This is a genomic window from Mesorhizobium erdmanii USDA 3471 (genome assembly GCF_000472705.1).
Taxonomy (GTDB): domain Bacteria; phylum Pseudomonadota; class Alphaproteobacteria; order Rhizobiales; family Rhizobiaceae; genus Mesorhizobium; species Mesorhizobium erdmanii.
Map to the genome: position 1 here is coordinate 359,223 of NZ_KI421453.1, position 15,565 is coordinate 374,787.

The following is a 15,565-nucleotide window of genomic DNA, read 5'->3' on the forward strand; positions in this document are numbered from 1 at the left end:
GACACGCATGACCCGCCCGCAAGGAACCATCGCACCGATCCTGACACCGTTCGCGGATGACGGCAGCATCGCACGCGATCTCTTTGTGTCGCATGCCAAATGGGTGCTGGATCAGGGCGCGCATTTCCTGTCCCCTTTCGGCACCACCGGCGAGGCGCTGTCGCTGTCGCTCGGTGAGCGCATGCAAGCGCTGGAATGGCTGATCGAAGCCGGCATTTCACCCAGCCGTCTGATGCCCGGCACCGGCGTCACCGCTTTGCCGGAAACCGTGGAACTGTCGGCGCACGCGGTCGGGCTTGGCTGCGCCGGCGTGATGGTGCTGCCGTCGTTCTTCTACACCGGCGCCGGCGACAACGGCCAGGCGCGCTACTACGGCGAACTGATCGAGCGGGTTGCAAACCCGGCAATGAGGATGATCCTCTACCATATCCCGCAGAACTCCGGCGTGCCGGTGAGTCCGGCCTTGACCGCCCGGCTGAGCGCGGCGTTTCCCGGCACCGTCGTCGCCTACAAGGACAGCGCCGGCGACTGGGACAACACCGCAGCGGTGATTGCGGCCGCACCCAGCGTTGCGGTGTTCCCGAGTTCGGAAGCGCAACTGACCAAGGGCTTGGCCAACGGAGCGGCAGGCTGCATCTCGGCCACCGTCAACCTCAACGCCGCGGCCATCCGCTCGCTTTACGATCGCACGCTGGCCGGAGAGGACGTTGCCGAAGCGGATGCGGCGATCAAGGAATTCCGCAAGATCATCCAGGATGCCGGCCTGATCCCGGCGATGAAGGCCGTGCTTGCGGTGCGCTCCGGCGACAAACGCTGGCTGAACTTGCGCGCTCCGCACGAGAATGCAACCCTGGCCAATGGGGAAGCGTTGCTCGCCGCGCTCGGCTCTTCGGCCGATCACATTGGCCGGAACTGAGACCGGCGCCATGTCCCGTCGCCCATCCGTCATCCTGCACACCGACCGGCCGGCCGCGGCGCTGGCCGTGCTCATGGAGACGCATCCGGACCTCGCAGTCCATGCTTGCGACAGTTACGCCGCCCTGCCCGAGCTCATCGGACGCGTGGCGGCGGAAGTGGTTTATTCCGTCCGCTTCGACGGCACGCCGCGATACCCCCGCCTGGCCCTGGTCGAAAGCCCAACCGTGAAATGGGTCTCGATCGGCGGCTCCGGCACCGATCATCTCGGACGCTGGGATCCGGCACGGTTGACGGTGACGAATTCTGCCGGCGTCGCCGCCGGCATGCTGGCGGAATACGCGCTCGGCGCCATGCTGTCCTTTTCGCTCGACCTGCGCGGATTTGAGCGCAGGCAGCAGGCACGCATCTGGGGCGGCGGCCGTGTCGAGCCGATCGAGGGCAAGACGGTCCTCATCATCGGCCTCGGCAAGACCGGCGAGGCCGTCGCCAAACGGGCGCGGGCGATGGGTATGCTCACGCTGGGCATCCGCGCGCGCCCCAAACCGACACCAAGTCTGGACGAGGTTCATGGCGTTGACGCGCTGTTGCCACTGGTCAACCGTGCCGATTTCATTATCTGCTGTGTGCCTTTGCTGCCGACCACGCGCGGGCTGCTCGACGAAGCGGCCTTTGCCGCAATGAAGCCGTCCGCCGTGCTCATCGATATCTCGCGTGGCGGCGTGGTCGATGAGACCGCGCTGCTCCAAGCCCTCGACGGCAACAAAATCAAGGGCGCGGCGCTCGACGTGTTTGCAACCGAACCACTGCCGGCCGACCATCCCCTGTGGGGCTACGGCAGCGTAGCCATCACGCCGCATTGCGCGGCTGTCCATGACGGCTGGGACATCAAGTCGGTGCGCATGTTCACCGACAATCTGACGCGCTACCGCCGCGGCGAGCCGCTGGAGAATGTCGTCAGTCCGGAACGCGGTTACTAAAACCGAGAGGAAAGCAGTCTCATGACACAGGACAGGCGCGGCGGCGGCCGCAGGGCGAAGGTCGGACGCGGCGGCGGCGGCATCGCGCAGCTGCCCTGGCAACACGTGAAGAACCCCTACCCGCCTATGCAGATGCTCGACGAAGAGCGGATGCAGCGGCTGCACGACACATCGATGCGCATCCTGTCGGAACTCGGCATCCGCGTCATGAGCGAGCGAGTGATGGATCTGTTCGCGGCAGCGGGCGCCATCGTCGACCGCGAGGACAAGACCATCCGCATCGACGAAAGCCTGGTGAACGAGGCGCTGCGGGCGGTGCCGTCCTCTTTCACGCTGACCAGCCGCAATCCCGAGAAGCAGGTGCATCTCGGCGGCAATTCTCTGGTCTTCGGCCTAGTCGCCGGTCCGCCCAATGTGCATGATCGCATCAATGGCCGCCGCCAGGGCAATCTGCCCGACTACCAGAACTTCATCCGGCTGGCGCACCACTTCAACGCCATCCATATCATCGGCAACCAGGTAGTGGCGCCGATGGAGCTGCCGGCCAATGCGCGCCATCTCGATACCTACCATGCCAATCTGACGCTGAGCGATCTCTCCTTCCACTGCACCGCGATCGGCCGCGCCCGGGCCATGGACGGGATCAACATGATGGCGATCGCGCGCGGCATCTCCGTCGAGGAGATGCGCGCCTCGCCTGGCGTGACAACGATCATCTCGATCAACTCGCCGCGCCTGTTCGACGACGCGATGGCGGAAGGGCTGATCGCCATGGCCGAGCACGGCCAGCCGGTGACCGTCACCCCCTTCACCCTGATGGGTGCGATGACGCCGGTGACGCTTGCCGCCGCACTCTGCCAGCAGAACGCGGAGGCGCTGTTCGGCGTGATGCTGACCCAGCTTGTCAATCCAGGCACGCCGGTGATGTACGGCGCCTTTACCTCGAACGTCGACATGAAGTCGGGCGCGCCGGCTTTCGGCACGCCGGAGAATGCCAAGGCCAACATCATCGCCGGCCAGTTGGCGCGGCGTTACAATCTCCCCTACCGCACCTCAAATGCAAATGCCTCGAACGTGGTTGATCTGCAGGCCGCCTATGAGACCGAAATGGCGACCTGGGGCGCGGTGCTCGGCGGCGCCAATCTGATCTACCATGCGGCAGGCTGGCTGGAGGGCGGATTGACGGCGTCTTATGAGAAGCTCGTGCTCGATGTCGAGATCCTGCAGAACATGATGGAATTCCTGCGGCCGCTGCCGTTCCAGGAAGACGACCTCGGCTTCGAGGCGATCAAATCTGTGCCGGCTGGCGGCCATTTCTTCGGTGCCGAGCACACCATGTCGCGCTACACCACCGCCTTCTACCAGCCCATGCTCTCCAACTGGCAGAACCATGGCGCCTGGGAGGAAGCCGGCGGCAAGGATGCTCTGGAGCGGGCGACGGAGCTCTGGCAGCAAGCCCTGCACGACTATGAAGAGCCGGTGATGGACCCGACGATCCGCGAGGAACTCGACGCCTATGTCGCGCGCCGCCGCGAGGAGATTGCCGCCAATCCGGAAGGTTAGAGCATGATCCCGAAAAGTGGGAACCGGTTTTCTCGGACAAAACGGTTTCCGTTTGTCCAGAGATCATGCTCCAACAACAGAGTTGAAAATCAGCGCCCATGCCATACGATCTCGTCATCCGTCACGCGACGTTGATTTCCGGCGATGGCTCGAAACCTTTCGAGGCCGATATCGCCGTAACTGGCGACAGGATCGCCGCCATCGGTCGGCTGGACGACGCGACTGGGATCGAGGAGATCGATGCCAGGGGTAAGGTGGTCGCACCCGGCTTCATCGACGTCCACACCCATGACGATGGCGCACTGCTCGCGCCCCGCGGCATGGACCCGAAGATCAGCCAGGGCGTGACGACGGTGATCGCCGGCAATTGCGGCGTCAGCTTGGCGCCGCTGCTTCTCGACAGGACACCACCGCCACCCTTCACGCTGGTCGGCGGCCGCGAGAATTTCCGCTTCGATCGCTTTGCCGACTACGTCGCCGAGCTCGAGCGGCGCGGCATCGCCACCAACGCGGGCTTGTTGGTCGGCCACACCACGCTGCGCCAACGCTGCATGCCAGTGACCGACCGTCCGGCCAACGAAGCGGAAACGGCGGCGATGCAGGAGGCGGTCGCCGAGGCCATGGCCGAAGGCGCCTTCGGCCTCAGCACCGGGCTCGATTATCCGCCGGCCGTGAAGTCCTCGACCGAAGAGGTCAAGGCGCTCGCGGCCACGGCGGCCGCCCTCGGCGGCCCCTATGTCACCCACACGCGCAATTATTTCGAGACGATGGACGAGGCGATCGAGGAAGCGATCGACATTGCCGATCATGCCGGTGGCAAGCTGTTCATTTCACACCACCAGTGCACCGGCCGCGCCAATTTCGGCAAGAGCAGGCCATCACTCGACCGGATCGACCGGGCGCGCGAGACGATGGACATCGGCATGGATGTCTATCCCTATGCCGCGAGCTCGACGGTGCTGCGTCTGGAGCGCTGCGACACCGGCCTGAAGATCCTCGTCACCTGGTCCGATCCGCATCCGGAGATGGCCAGGCGCGAGATCGCCGACATCGCGCGCGAATGGAACTGCAGCGAGCGTGAAGCCGGCGAGCGGCTGCTGCCGGCTGGTGCCGTCTATTTCCAGCTCGACGAGACCGATGTGCGTACCATCATCGCTCATCCGCGAACCATGATCGGTTCCGACGGCCTGCCACACGACATCCATCCGCACCCGCGTCTCTGGGGCACCTTTCCGCGTGTGCTCGGCCACTATGCCAGGGATGTCGGCCTGTTCAGCCTGGAGGAGGCCGTGTTCCGCATGACCGGCCTGCCGGCGCGCGAATTCGGTATCGCCCAACGCGGGCTGCTGGCCGAAGGCAATTTCGCCGACCTCGTCGTCTTCGATCCCGAGACGATCATCGATACCGCCACGTTCGAGGAGCCGCGCCGGCCCGCCGCCGGCATCGAGCATGTCTTCGTCAACGGCGTATCCGTCTGGCGTGGCGGCAGGGCGACCGGAGCACTGCCGGGCGCGGTTCTAAAGCCCACGGCCTCAAAGGTCGTCAGGGGCGCATGCGGCTGCGGCGCCGATCACAGAGCGTCGTAAATCCGGTCCACCGTTTCGAGCGTGTAGACGAATTCCACCGGCCGCGTGCAGCGCCAGCCGTCGAAGGGTTGGCCGGCGAGCGCCTTTAGCGCCTGGGGCAAGCGCAGGATGCCGCCGCCGTAGAGCCGATTGGCCATGTCGAGCATGCCGGTGCGATGCATGGCCTCGCTCATGCTGCCACAGGCGTCCTTGACCAGCCAGACCCTGAACCCCTGGTACACCGCGTCGAACACGCTCTCGGTCACACAGCTGTCGGTCAGCACGCCAGTGACGATCAGGTTCTCGACCTTGAGGTCCGCAAGCCGTCTTGAAAGATCGGTACGGCGAAAGGCGCTCGGCCAGTGCTTGTGGATGACGATGTCTCCGGCCTGAGCCGCCACTTCGGCGCAGATCGCCGCGCCAGTGCTGCCGGCGATGGCGGAGCGGAATTCCTCGGTCAGGATTTCCTCCTGCCGCGCATAGCCGTCGCGTTCTTCCGGCTTCACCCAGGCCTGCGCATGGATGACAGGCGCACCCGCAGCGCGGGCGGCTTCGATCAGCGCGGCGGCGTTGGCGAGCACGGCGTCATAGCCGACGACCGGCCAGGCCGCATTGGGGCGGTATTCGTTCTGCAGGTCGATGACGAGCAAGGCGGTCGCGGCAAGGTTCATGGCTGTCCCAGGGGATTGTCGAAGTCGGTGACGAAACGAAGAAGCAGGCGGATCGCCTGATCGAGATCGGCGAGTTCCATAGCTTCATGCGGGTTGTGGCTGCCGTTCTCGTTGCGCACGAAGATCATGGCGGTCGCAATGTCGGCCCCGGCAAAGGTGGCCGCGTCGTGCCCCGCCCCGCTCGGCACATGCGGCGCCCGCATTTCCAGCGTGGTGGCAGCGCGGTCCAGCCTCGCGATCAGAGCCGGCGACATGGTCGCCGGCTCCCAGATGAAGCGCGGCCCGGCCTCGAAGCTGACGCCGCGTTTCGGGCCGACTTCGGCGAAGAGCGCGTGCAGTCTTGCCTCGATCCGTTCCAGCACGGCGGCCTCGGCACTGCGCACATCGAGCGTGAAGCGGAGCTCGCCGAGGACGCGGCTGCCGCCGTGCTGGCTCGGATCGGATTCCACCCGGCCGAAGGTGATGGTGGCCTCATGCCCTTCACGCTCGAGCGCGTCCCATTCCGCCTCGAGGCCGGCGACCAAATCGGCAAAGCCGAGCACGCTGTCATGGCGGGCGAAACGCGGCTCGGCGCCGGAATGCGCGTAGGCGCCAAAACATTTCGCGTCGACATAGCGGAAGCCGCCAGTGATGCCGGTGACGATGCCGACCGGCGCGCCAGATGCGACAAGGCGCGGTCCCTGCTCGATATGCACTTCGACGAAAGCCGCGATCCGGCCGGCATCGATGCCCGGCATGCCGCGCCGCACGGCATCAGGGTCGAAACCCTCCTCCAACATGTGGTCAGCCAGCGTGCGGCCGCTGTCCGACCGCTTCGCATCCAGCGCTGCCGGTTCCAGCAGGCCAAGTGCTGCCTGGCTGCCGGGATAGGATAGCGGAAACCAGACAGCCTCTTCGGCGCGGGTCGCCAGCACGATCAGGTCGCGCGGCAATTGGAGGCCTTGCCCGACCAGCTCGGCCATTACGGCCAGCCCCGCCATGACACCCGCGGCTCCATCAAAATTACCGCCATGCGGCACGCTGTCGAGATGCGAGCCGATGACGATCGCCGGCAGGTCGGGGTCGCGGCCTTTCAGCGTCAGGTAGAGATTGCCGGCGGCATCGGTGCGCACCGTGGCGCCGAGCTTTTCCGCTTCGTCGCGCACGAGATCATGGGCGAAGCGCTCACCGGGTCCGTAGGCGACGCGCGTGATCCCCGGCGCATCGGTGGTGGCATGCGCAAGCCTCTCCAGCAGATGCCCGGCCAGCCTGCCGCCGGCCGTGAGTGCGGCATTGCTCATGAAGCAACCTGCCTGGCTCCAGACTTGACGCCGCGCAACCGGTGCGGCGCGAGATCGTCCATCGACACGCCTTGCCCTGTGACATCGTCTGGAAAGCCCTTGCCCGCGATCAGGCTGGCGCAGACACGCGACAGCGCCGGCGAGGTCTTGATGCCGTAGCCGCCCTGCCCGACCAGCCAGACGAAATCCGACACCGCGTCATCCGGTCCGACCACCGGCGAGCCGTCGGCGACGAAGGTTCTGAGACCGGCCCATGAGCGCGATACGCGCTGCACCTCTATCGTCGTCGCCTGGCCGAGGCGCTCGGCACCGATCGCGACATCGATATCCTCGGCATAGGCATCCATCGGCGCCGAGGGCGTCGCATCCGCCGGCGAGACGAACAGCTGGCCGGCATCGGGTTTGAAGTAGAACTCGGCGCCGACATCGTTGACCAGCGGCCAGTCTGATATGTCGACACCGGCGGGTGCCGGGATGTTGAAGGCGGTGCGGCGCTTCGGCCGCAGGCCGATCGGGCGCACGCCAGCCATGACGGCGATCTCGTCGCCCCAGGCACCGGCGGCATTGACGAGCGTTGGCGCGACGAACGCTCCCGCCAGGGTTTCGACCCGCCATTGGCCGCCTTGCCGGTCGATCGCCTTGATGCCGGCATTGGTGACGATGCGCGCGCCGCGCGCGCGGGCGCCGCGCAGATAGCCCTGGTGCAGGCCATTGACGTCGATATCCATCGAATGCGGTTCGATATAGGCGCCGGCGAGATAATCCGCGCGCAGCACCGGCACGCGCGCGATCGCCTCGGCTGATGTCATGGCGACGATGGAGGGCACCAGCGCCTGCGCGGCCTCCATATCCTCACGCAAGAGGTCGAGCTGATCGGCGCGCGCCACGGTGATCATGCCGCGCTTGCTGAGCAGCGGATAATCACAGAAGCCGGCCGGTGGCTCGGTCAGGAAAGACCGGCTCGCCAGCACGATACGGCGGATGATGCCATTGCCGTAATTTTCGGTGAAGCTCGCCGCCGAGCGGCCGGTGGTGTGGTAGCCGCAATGGCTTTCACGCTCCAACAGCACCACCTTGGAGGTGCGGGAAATCTCGAAGGCGGCGCCGGCGCCGGCAATGCCGCCGCCAATGATGATGATTTCGGTTTCCTCGGCGGCACTCATATCAACCCATCCTTCAACATGATTGCGTAGCCTTATCTTCGCGCGGCACGGCAGGCGGTTCACCCAGGCGCCCGCGCCGGGCACGCTCGCGGGCGCCACGCCCTTCGGCCAGGTTCTCCGCCAGCGAATTCTGGCGCGCACAATCCTCCAGTGCCAGGTCGCTCACCACGGGCACCGGCTTGCCGGCGATCGCCATGCCTTTCAGCCGCGCCCAGACGGCGCGGCGCTTGCGCACCTGGTGTGACTGTAACTCACTGATTTCGGCTACACTGGTCTCGCGCTTGATCTCCAGTGCGCCGGCTTCGACCGCCGCGTCGAACAGCTCGAGGCCGTGCCTGGTGCGCACGATGATGCCGTTGAGCGCCTCGTCCTCGGCTGCCGGCCCACCGTTCAACCAGGTGTCATGAACCGCGATATCCGCCACCTGGCCGATGGCGTCGGGACAGATCTTGCAGCGCGGCTGGATCATCCATTTGTCCTCGTCCTCCCACAGCTGCCGATAGGTCAGTTCGAAGGCGCGCCCATCCCCGGTCTCGATCCGGTTGAGGCCGGGATTGCCATGGCCGCGATAGCGGAACAGCGTGAGTTCCTCCTCGCTGAGGCCAAAGCGCTGCAGCACCTGCTCCGATTTCGACAGGTCCGATGCGCCGCCGCAGATGAAGGCCAAGGCGTAGCGCATGTACCGGTCGACGCGCGGATCGAGTCGCGCCAGCTTGCGCACCGCGGTGACGTCGCATGGCTTGGCGATCAGCGCGAAGGGCTCGCCGCGATCGAGGATGTCGCCGAAATCGACCAAGGTCGCGGCCGGGCCATAGCGCGAGCCCGCGCCTTCGAGCATCGAAGCGGCGTCGAAGCTCAGCCGCCTTTCGCTGCGCATCGGCCGGGAATGCGATGCGGCGACATGCAGCACGAATTTGACGCGCCCGGAGCTCAGCAGGAACTGGCCGAGCGCCGTCAGCACTCCGCCGCCGGAACCGACAAACCGCACGGTCGGGTTTTTCGCGCGGCCGAGCACGAGCCGCTCGACAGGTCCCCAGACAGTGTCCATCGAGGCGGCTTCGCTTGATTGCGCCGGTGGCGGACCGGCGATGCGCGTTCCCGGACAGACGGCATTGATCCGCCGCAGCGTCGGTCTGCCCAACGCCTGCCGCGCCACCGGCCGCGCGCGCCCCTCCGGGGTCATCACCATCTCGATGGCATCTGGCGCGGCGATCGAACGGCAGAGGCCGCAGCCGATACAGAGCCCGTTCTCGACGATCTCGCTCAAAGACAGCGGATCGGCCGGAGGCGCCATTGTACCTTGTCTTCGATTGGCTTCGATGAGGCTCATCTGGTTCTTCGCTCTCAGACCGATTCGGCGATAAGCCGGTACTGATCGGGGCGGCGATAGAGCGCGAAGTTGAAATTGACCTTCCGGCAGGTCTCGATCAGGTCCAGATCGGCACGATGTACGATGATCTCGTCGCCGAGCGACATCGCCAGCGCGGCGATCTCCCCTGTCGGTGCGATGATGCAGGAGCCACCGATCAGCGCCTGGCCGTCTTCCAGCCCGGCCTTGGCGGCGGCCGCCACCCACAGCGTGTTCTGGTAGGCGCCGGCCTGCATCGGCAAATGGTTGTGGAACATCCTGAGGTGCGCCAGCGCCGGCGCCTCGTCGAGCAGCAGTGGCGTGTTGTAGCCGAGCAGCGCCACCTCGGCGCCGTTGAGACAAAGCATGCGATAGGTCTCCGGCCAGCGGCGGTCGTTGCAGATCGCCATGCCGACGCGGACGCCGCGATAGTCGAAGACCGGAAAGCCGAGATTGCCCGGCTCGAAATAGCGCCGTTCGAGATGCGTGGTGGTGCCTTCTTCCGGCTCGGCGGAGCCCGGTACATGCATCTTGCGGTAGCGGCCGATGAAGCCCCCGTCCGGGCCGACAAGGTCCATGGTGTTGAAATGGCGCGTTCGGCCCTCCTCCTGCGCGATCTCGCAATAGCCGAGCGCGAAGCCGATCTTGAGGCGGGCGGCGGCATCGTAGAGGCGCTGCGTGTCCGGCCCCGGCATCGACTGCTCGAAGAAGGCGTCGATCTCCGCCTGATCGTCGATGCGCCAGCGCGGGAAGAAAGTGGTGAGCGCCATCTCGGGGAACACCGCAATCTCCGCACCAGCGGCAGCGGACCGCTCCAGCAGGTGGACAAGGCGATCGACCGTTTCGGCGCGCGAGGCGCTGCGCTGGATGGGTCCGGTCTGGGCCACCGCTATGGTCAGGCATCGAGCCATGACGTCGTCTCCTCGACTGGTTTTCCCGCGCGGGCCGGATCGGCCGCCGTGCGCTCTACGAATTTTCCGAACCCAGGCTGCACCCGCAGCTTGCCGTCGGCGACCACAGGCACGCCGCGCACCAGCACGGTTGTCGGCTTGCCGGTTACGCTCCGGCCCTCGTAGGGCGTGAAGTCGACGCGCGAATGCAAGGCGGCATGGCCGAGCGTCCAGGTCGCCTCGGGATCCCACAGCGCCAGATCCGCATCGAGGCCGACAGCTATCCGGCCCTTGGCATGGGCCAGACCATAGATCGCGGCGGCATTGCGTGAGGTGAGATCGAGATAGCGGTCGAGTGTCAGCCGGCCGGTCAACAAGCCTTCCGAGAAGAGCAGCAGCAGACGCGTCTCGATGCCGGGAATACCGCTCAGCGTGGTGGTGAAGCCGGGTGTTTGCGATCGCGCGATCTTGTCGGCGAAGAAATAGGGCGAATGGTCGGAGGACCAGAGATCGATGCCGCCATCGATGAGCGCCTGCCACAGATGGTCATGGCTGCGCGGCGAACGCGGCGGCGGCGAAAAGACGAAGCGCGCCGCATCGAGCGCCGGCCGGTCGAGGTCTGCGGCGCCGATGAACAGATATTGCGGACAGGTCTCGGCGATGGCGTCGACGCCGCGCGTCTTCGCCCGCGCCACCTCTTCCGCCGACTGCCAGGAGGAGACGTGGACGATGGTCATGCGCGCGCCGGTCATTTCGGCGAAGGCCAGCGCGCGGTGCGTGGCCTCGCGCTCCATGGTCTCGCTGTGGGCAACGACGTGGTAGCGGATATCGGTGCGGCCGAGATCGATGAGCCGCTGGCGTGTACGCCTTATGGCAGCGTCGTTCTCGGCATGGACCATGACGATCCAGCCGAGCCTGCGGGCGGTATCGAGCACCCGGAAGAAGAGGTCGTCATCGACCGCAAAACCCTGATAGGTCATGAACAGCTTGACGGAAGCGATGCCGCGGCTGGCGAGCTGCGACAGCTGTTCCTCGACATCCGGGCCGGTGCCCATGGTCACGACCGCGTGCAGCCCGTAGTCGATCACCGAGCGCCCTGTGGCGCGATCGAGCGCTCGATCGATGGCGCCGACAGTGCTCATCTCCGGACCCGGCATGCCGAACGGGACGATGCAAGTCGTGCCACCGAACGCCGCCGAGATGGTGCCGGACTCGAAATCGTCCGCATTGCCGGCTCCGCCCCAGACCGGCTGGTCGAGATGGCAATGAGCGTCGATGCCGCCGGGCATGACCCAGCGGCCGCCGGCGGCGATCACGGATCTGCCGGCAAGCCCGGTGCCGATGGCGCCGATGCGGCCCTCATCGATGGCGATGTCGCATTCGGCCCACCCGTCGTCGAGCGCAACCCGTCCGCCTTTGATCACCAGCTCATGCATTCGATTTGCCCACCCCAACCGGCGTCAGCCGACCGCCGCAGTGACCATGATCTCGACGCGATACTGGTCGCCGGCAAGCCGTGCCTCCACCGTCGCGCGCACCGGCATGGCGCTGCGATCGATCCAGGCGTCCCAAGCCGCATTCATCATCTCGAAGTCGGCGATGTCGCGCAGCCAGATCTGGGCGCTGAGAAGCTTCGACTTGTCGGTGCCGGCCTTGGCCAGAAGCGCATCGATCTTGGCGAAGATCTGCTTCGTCTGCGCGGTAGTATCGCCGGAAAGGTCCTCCGCCGTCAGGCCAGAAACATAGACGGTGCCGTTGTAGCGCAGCACCCTGCAGAAGCGTTGCCCGTTCTCAAGGCGTTCGATCGTCATCTCCTGGTCTCCCTCTCGATCTTTGGCAGGCGACCTATCGTAGGGAGCGTGCAAAAGGCCTGTAAAGCCTGTCGCACGGCACAACCCGGTTTTCCGCTGCCGGGATGGCCAAAAAAAATGACGCCATAGCCGTGTCAATCTTCGCTTGTGACAGGCATGGCGAGGTGTAGCTTCTGTGTGGGAGAGCAGCCGCCGGACAGCGGGACTGCCAAGGGGAGCCGTCGCAATGCATAAGAGTCCAGCGCCGGTGATTGATCCCGTTTGCGAACGACGCCGCCCGTCCTAGCCGGCTGACAGCGGCATAAATGAGGTCAATCTCTCAATCCGCGATGCGCTTGTGGCGGAACGCCGAGCGCTCCCGTGCCATGCTGCCGATCATGGCAAGCGTCTGTCTCGCCTGCATCGGCAGCGCCATGCTGACGACCGAGGTGTCGTTCCACCTCGGCAAACCCGGCGTCGACCCCGACGTCGTTCAGATCGTGCTGACGGCCTATCCATTGGGCTTCCTGATCGGATGCCTGATGACGCGCCCATTGGTCGCCCGCCATGGCCATGAGCGAACCTTCCTGCTGATCCTGACAACCGCGCTGCTATCGGCCCTGGGCTTCGTGTTCACCGACTTCATGCCGGGGTGGTTCTGCTTCCGGCTGCTCGGTGGCATGTCCATGGCCTCGATGTTCGTCGTCTGCGAAAGCTGGATCAATCTCTATGCCGAACAGCACAATCGCGGCGCGATGTTCTCGATCTACATGCTGACGACGGCGATCGCCGTGCTGCTCGGCCAGATCCTGGTCGCGCTAGTCGGTCCGAAATCTCCGCATCTGTTTTTGGTTGCGGCGGCGACGGTGCTTCTGGCGTTCGCGCCGAAGTTCGCGGGGTTGCGCTGGCCGACATTGCCTTCGGCGCCGGCCGATCCGGCACCCGGAGCGAAGGCCGACAGGCGGCTCGGGCCGCTGGCGCTTTTCAGGCTGGCGCCGGTGACGGTCGTTGCCATTTTCCAGGCCGGCATCACCAACATGAACATCTTCGTGCTGACGCCTCTTTACGGGACGCAGATCGGGCTGTCGGCGGCGGCCACGGTCTGGCTGGTGACGACGATCAGCATCGCCGGCATGCTCGCACAGACCCCGGTCGGCTGGCTGTCGGACCGGTTCGACCGCCGCCTGATGCTGCTGGTGCAAGGACTGATGGCGGTGACGGCCTGCGCCACGATCGCATGGGTCGGCACGCTGTCGGTGCCGCTGCTGTTCGTGCTGTTCTTCGTCTATGGCGCCACGGCGCTGACGATCTATCCGGTGGCGATGGCCTTCGGCGCGTCGCAGCTTCATAGCCGGCACATGGTCGCCGCCTCCGGCACGCTGCTGCTGCTCTATTCGATCGGCAATGTGGCGACGCCGGGTGTCGCCGCGGGCTTGATGGCGCATCTTGGGCCTCCGGCCATGTTCCTGCTGCTCGGCGGCGGCGCTGCCCTGGTTACGCTCGCGGCCTGCTACAATCTGCTGCGCCGGCCGGTGACGGCGCCGGTCCTGCAACGTGTCGAGGAACGGGTTTGAGGTCGCCGCGATGAACCGACTGCAAGGAAGCGTTGTGCTGATCGCGGGCGCCGCAAGCGGCATTGGCGCCGCCATTGCCCGGCGCTGCGTCGCGGAAGGCGCCAGCGTGGTCTGCGCCGACCATGACCTCGCGGTGGCGCAGGCGCTTGCCGACGAACTCGGCTCGTCGGCGGCCGGTTGCCAATGCGACGTGACCGATGCCGACTCCGCCAGAAGCGCCGTCGACATGGCAAAGCAGCGCTTCGGCCGGCTGGACGGACTGGTGCACAATGCCGCCGCGCCATCGACGAACGCCAGCGTCGTCGATCTCGACGAAAAATCCTGGCGACATGAGCTCGACGTCAGCCTGACCGGCGCGTTCCTCATGAGCAAATATGCGGTGCCGTTGATCGCCGCGGGCGGCGGCGGCTCGGTGGTGTTCATCGGCTCGCAATTCGGGCGGGTCGCGACCACCAGGGCCGTCGCCTATTGCGCCGCCAAGGCGGGGCTGATCCATCTCGCCAAGGCGATGGCTGTCGACCACGCGCCGGACAAGGTGCGCGTCAACAGCCTATCGCCGGGCGCGGTGGCGACGACGCGCCTGCTGCGCAGATTTCCGGACTTCGACGCCGCCAACGCAGGTCTTGGACCGGCCCATCTGCTCGGCCGCATCGCGGAGCCGGAGGAAATCGCCGCGGCGGCTGCATTCCTTTTGTCATCGGACGCATCCTTCGTCACCGGCTCGGACATGCTCGTGGATGGCGGCTATGCGACGCGCTGACCCGCTTCGTTCAACTTCAAAGGAGTTCGCATGACCCTGCTCGTCACCGGAGGCACCGGCTTTGTCATGAGCGTGGTCGCGCGCGCATGGCTCGACCGCGACCCGCAAGCCCGCGCCGTGATCCTCGACCGGTCCGGCCTCGACGCCGCGGCCGAAAAGCATTTCGCCCCGGTGCGCGACCGGCTCACAGTGATCGCCGCCGATGTCCTCGACCCGATGACCTGGTCCTCGACGCTCGACGAGCAAGGCATCACGGCGATCGTGCATGGCGCGACGATCACGCCGATCTCGCGCGGCAGCGCCTCGGAGGCAAAGCGCCAGCCGGAGGCCGAGGACCCGGCCCGCATCGTCGACGTCAATCTCATGGGCACGGTGCGGATGCTGGACTGGGCGCGTACGAGGCCGAACGTGAAACGCTTCATCTATGTCAGCTCCGGCTCCGTCTACCGCCATAACGGACCCGACTGGGGCGGCGAACCGCTGCCGGAAGACGGCTATGTCGCACCGCTGACGCTGTACGGCATCTCGAAATTCGCCTCCGAGATGGTCACCAACCGCTATGCCGACCTGTTCGGCCTGTCGGCGGTCTCGGTGCGGCTTGCTTCCGTCTACGGCCCGATGGACCGCGCCACCGAGAGCCGCAACTTTCGCCATGTTCCCAACCGCGTCGCGCATATGGCTCTGGCCGGCGAGACGATCAGGCCGAACAGCCTGGAGCCGGTCGGTGACTACACCGTCTCGACCGACGTTGCCGACGCGATTATCGCGCTGATCGATGCACCGCGCCTCAATTACCGCCACTACAATATCGGCTCCGGCTCCAGCCAGACCATCGGCGAGATCATAGGCTGGGCAAGGGAACGCGTGCCCGGACTGAAAGTCGAGGTGACATCGGGAGAAGACGCCAACATCGTCCAGGATGTGAGACTGAAAGGCGGCATGTGGGGCGCGTATGACATCGCCCGCATCCTACGCGACACCACATGGCGGCCGCGTCCTGGCAAGGAAGCCTTCCACGCTTACATGGACTGGATAGAAGCCAACGAAACGAGCTGAGAGGAATCTG

Annotated in this window: 14 protein-coding genes; 7 read left to right on the forward strand and 7 right to left on the reverse strand. The window is 65.9% G+C overall.

Annotated features, from left to right (window positions below; all coding sequences use genetic code 11):
- Positions 1-7: 7 nt before the first annotated feature.
- The 4 genes from A3AU_RS01000000136260 to A3AU_RS01000000136265 all read left to right on the forward strand — a co-directional run bounded on the left by A3AU_RS01000000136260 (position 8) and on the right by A3AU_RS01000000136265 (position 5,044).
- Complete coding sequence (locus A3AU_RS01000000136260; RefSeq protein ID WP_032918322.1) at positions 8-916, forward strand: dihydrodipicolinate synthase family protein; 909 nt, start codon at positions 8-10, stop codon at positions 914-916.
- A 10-nt stretch (positions 917-926) separates the two neighbouring features.
- Entirely contained in the window at positions 927-1,895 is a 969-nt protein-coding gene (locus A3AU_RS0129130; protein ID WP_027056038.1) for a D-2-hydroxyacid dehydrogenase, read from the forward strand.
- A gap of 21 nt (positions 1,896-1,916) precedes the next feature.
- A complete protein-coding gene (locus A3AU_RS0129135) occupies positions 1,917-3,458 on the forward strand; it encodes a trimethylamine methyltransferase family protein (protein ID WP_027056039.1) in 1,542 nt (513 codons plus the stop codon).
- 98 nt (positions 3,459-3,556) lie between these two features.
- Entirely contained in the window at positions 3,557-5,044 is a 1,488-nt protein-coding gene (locus A3AU_RS01000000136265; RefSeq protein ID WP_032918324.1) for an N-acyl-D-amino-acid deacylase family protein, read from the forward strand.
- Here A3AU_RS01000000136265 and A3AU_RS0129145 read toward each other — a convergent pair.
- From A3AU_RS0129145 to A3AU_RS0129175, 7 genes are read right to left on the reverse strand one after another with little or no spacing between them, the layout of a single operon-like run.
- Positions 5,029-5,694, reverse strand: a complete 666-nt coding sequence (locus tag A3AU_RS0129145) for a cysteine hydrolase family protein (RefSeq protein ID WP_027056040.1) — start codon at positions 5,692-5,694, stop codon at positions 5,029-5,031. The genes A3AU_RS01000000136265 and A3AU_RS0129145 overlap by 16 nt on opposite strands.
- Complete coding sequence (locus tag A3AU_RS0129150; protein WP_027056041.1) at positions 5,691-6,974, reverse strand: Zn-dependent hydrolase; 1,284 nt, start codon at positions 6,972-6,974, stop codon at positions 5,691-5,693. The genes A3AU_RS0129145 and A3AU_RS0129150 overlap by 4 nt, the downstream gene beginning before the upstream one ends.
- Positions 6,971-8,137: an NAD(P)/FAD-dependent oxidoreductase gene (locus tag A3AU_RS0129155; protein ID WP_027056042.1), complete on the reverse strand. Its 1,167-nt coding sequence runs from the start codon at positions 8,135-8,137 to the stop codon at positions 6,971-6,973. The genes A3AU_RS0129150 and A3AU_RS0129155 overlap by 4 nt, the downstream gene beginning before the upstream one ends.
- Positions 8,138-8,150: 13 nt before the next feature.
- Positions 8,151-9,467 carry a Coenzyme F420 hydrogenase/dehydrogenase, beta subunit C-terminal domain gene (locus A3AU_RS0129160; RefSeq protein WP_027056043.1) on the reverse strand — a complete coding sequence of 439 codons (1,317 nt, stop codon included), beginning with the start codon at positions 9,465-9,467 and terminating at the stop codon, positions 8,151-8,153.
- 14 nt (positions 9,468-9,481) lie between these two features.
- On the reverse strand, positions 9,482-10,396 hold the full coding sequence (locus A3AU_RS0129165) for a nitrilase-related carbon-nitrogen hydrolase (RefSeq protein ID WP_027056044.1): 915 nt from the start codon (positions 10,394-10,396) through the stop codon (positions 9,482-9,484).
- Positions 10,381-11,811, reverse strand: a complete 1,431-nt coding sequence (gene hydA / locus A3AU_RS0129170) for a dihydropyrimidinase (protein ID WP_027056045.1) — start codon at positions 11,809-11,811, stop codon at positions 10,381-10,383. The genes A3AU_RS0129165 and hydA overlap by 16 nt, the downstream gene beginning before the upstream one ends.
- Positions 11,812-11,835: 24 nt before the next feature.
- Complete coding sequence (locus A3AU_RS0129175; RefSeq protein ID WP_027056046.1) at positions 11,836-12,186, reverse strand: RidA family protein; 351 nt, start codon at positions 12,184-12,186, stop codon at positions 11,836-11,838.
- 365 nt (positions 12,187-12,551) lie between these two features.
- Here A3AU_RS0129175 and A3AU_RS0129180 point away from each other — a divergent pair, with 365 nt between their 5' ends.
- Genes A3AU_RS0129180 through A3AU_RS0129190 form a run of 3 tightly spaced genes read left to right on the forward strand, consistent with a single transcriptional unit; the run spans position 12,552 to position 15,555 of the window.
- Positions 12,552-13,739, forward strand: a complete 1,188-nt coding sequence (locus tag A3AU_RS0129180; RefSeq protein WP_245235594.1) for an MFS transporter — start codon at positions 12,552-12,554, stop codon at positions 13,737-13,739.
- Positions 13,740-13,749: 10 nt separating this feature from the next.
- Positions 13,750-14,499: an SDR family NAD(P)-dependent oxidoreductase gene (locus A3AU_RS0129185; RefSeq protein ID WP_027056048.1), complete on the forward strand. Its 750-nt coding sequence runs from the start codon at positions 13,750-13,752 to the stop codon at positions 14,497-14,499.
- Between the two features lie 30 nt (positions 14,500-14,529).
- Positions 14,530-15,555: an NAD-dependent epimerase/dehydratase family protein gene (locus A3AU_RS0129190; protein ID WP_027056049.1), complete on the forward strand. Its 1,026-nt coding sequence runs from the start codon at positions 14,530-14,532 to the stop codon at positions 15,553-15,555.
- Positions 15,556-15,565: the final 10 nt, after the last annotated feature.

What these genes read in the sequence shown, in the direction of transcription:
- A3AU_RS0129190 (WP_027056049.1), top strand. Translation starts at nt 14,530, where the DNA reads ATGACCCTGCTCGTCACCGGAGGCACCGGCTTTGTCATGAGCGTGGTC.
- hydA (WP_027056045.1), bottom strand. Translation starts at nt 11,811, where the DNA reads ATGCATGAGCTGGTGATCAAAGGCGGACGGGTTGCGCTCGACGACGGG.
- A3AU_RS0129185 (WP_027056048.1), top strand. Translation starts at nt 13,750, where the DNA reads ATGAACCGACTGCAAGGAAGCGTTGTGCTGATCGCGGGCGCCGCAAGC.
- A3AU_RS01000000136260 (WP_032918322.1), top strand. Translation starts at nt 8, where the DNA reads ATGACCCGCCCGCAAGGAACCATCGCACCGATCCTGACACCGTTCGCG.
- A3AU_RS0129150 (WP_027056041.1), bottom strand. Translation starts at nt 6,974, where the DNA reads ATGAGCAATGCCGCACTCACGGCCGGCGGCAGGCTGGCCGGGCATCTG.
- A3AU_RS0129175 (WP_027056046.1), bottom strand. Translation starts at nt 12,186, where the DNA reads ATGACGATCGAACGCCTTGAGAACGGGCAACGCTTCTGCAGGGTGCTG.
- A3AU_RS0129160 (WP_027056043.1), bottom strand. Translation starts at nt 9,467, where the DNA reads ATGAGCCTCATCGAAGCCAATCGAAGACAAGGTACAATGGCGCCTCCG.
- A3AU_RS0129130 (WP_027056038.1), top strand. Translation starts at nt 927, where the DNA reads ATGTCCCGTCGCCCATCCGTCATCCTGCACACCGACCGGCCGGCCGCG.
- A3AU_RS0129155 (WP_027056042.1), bottom strand. Translation starts at nt 8,137, where the DNA reads ATGAGTGCCGCCGAGGAAACCGAAATCATCATCATTGGCGGCGGCATT.
- A3AU_RS01000000136265 (WP_032918324.1), top strand. Translation starts at nt 3,557, where the DNA reads ATGCCATACGATCTCGTCATCCGTCACGCGACGTTGATTTCCGGCGAT.
- A3AU_RS0129165 (WP_027056044.1), bottom strand. Translation starts at nt 10,396, where the DNA reads ATGGCTCGATGCCTGACCATAGCGGTGGCCCAGACCGGACCCATCCAG.
- A3AU_RS0129135 (WP_027056039.1), top strand. Translation starts at nt 1,917, where the DNA reads ATGACACAGGACAGGCGCGGCGGCGGCCGCAGGGCGAAGGTCGGACGC.
- A3AU_RS0129145 (WP_027056040.1), bottom strand. Translation starts at nt 5,694, where the DNA reads ATGAACCTTGCCGCGACCGCCTTGCTCGTCATCGACCTGCAGAACGAA.
- A3AU_RS0129180 (WP_245235594.1), top strand. Translation starts at nt 12,552, where the DNA reads ATGCTGCCGATCATGGCAAGCGTCTGTCTCGCCTGCATCGGCAGCGCC.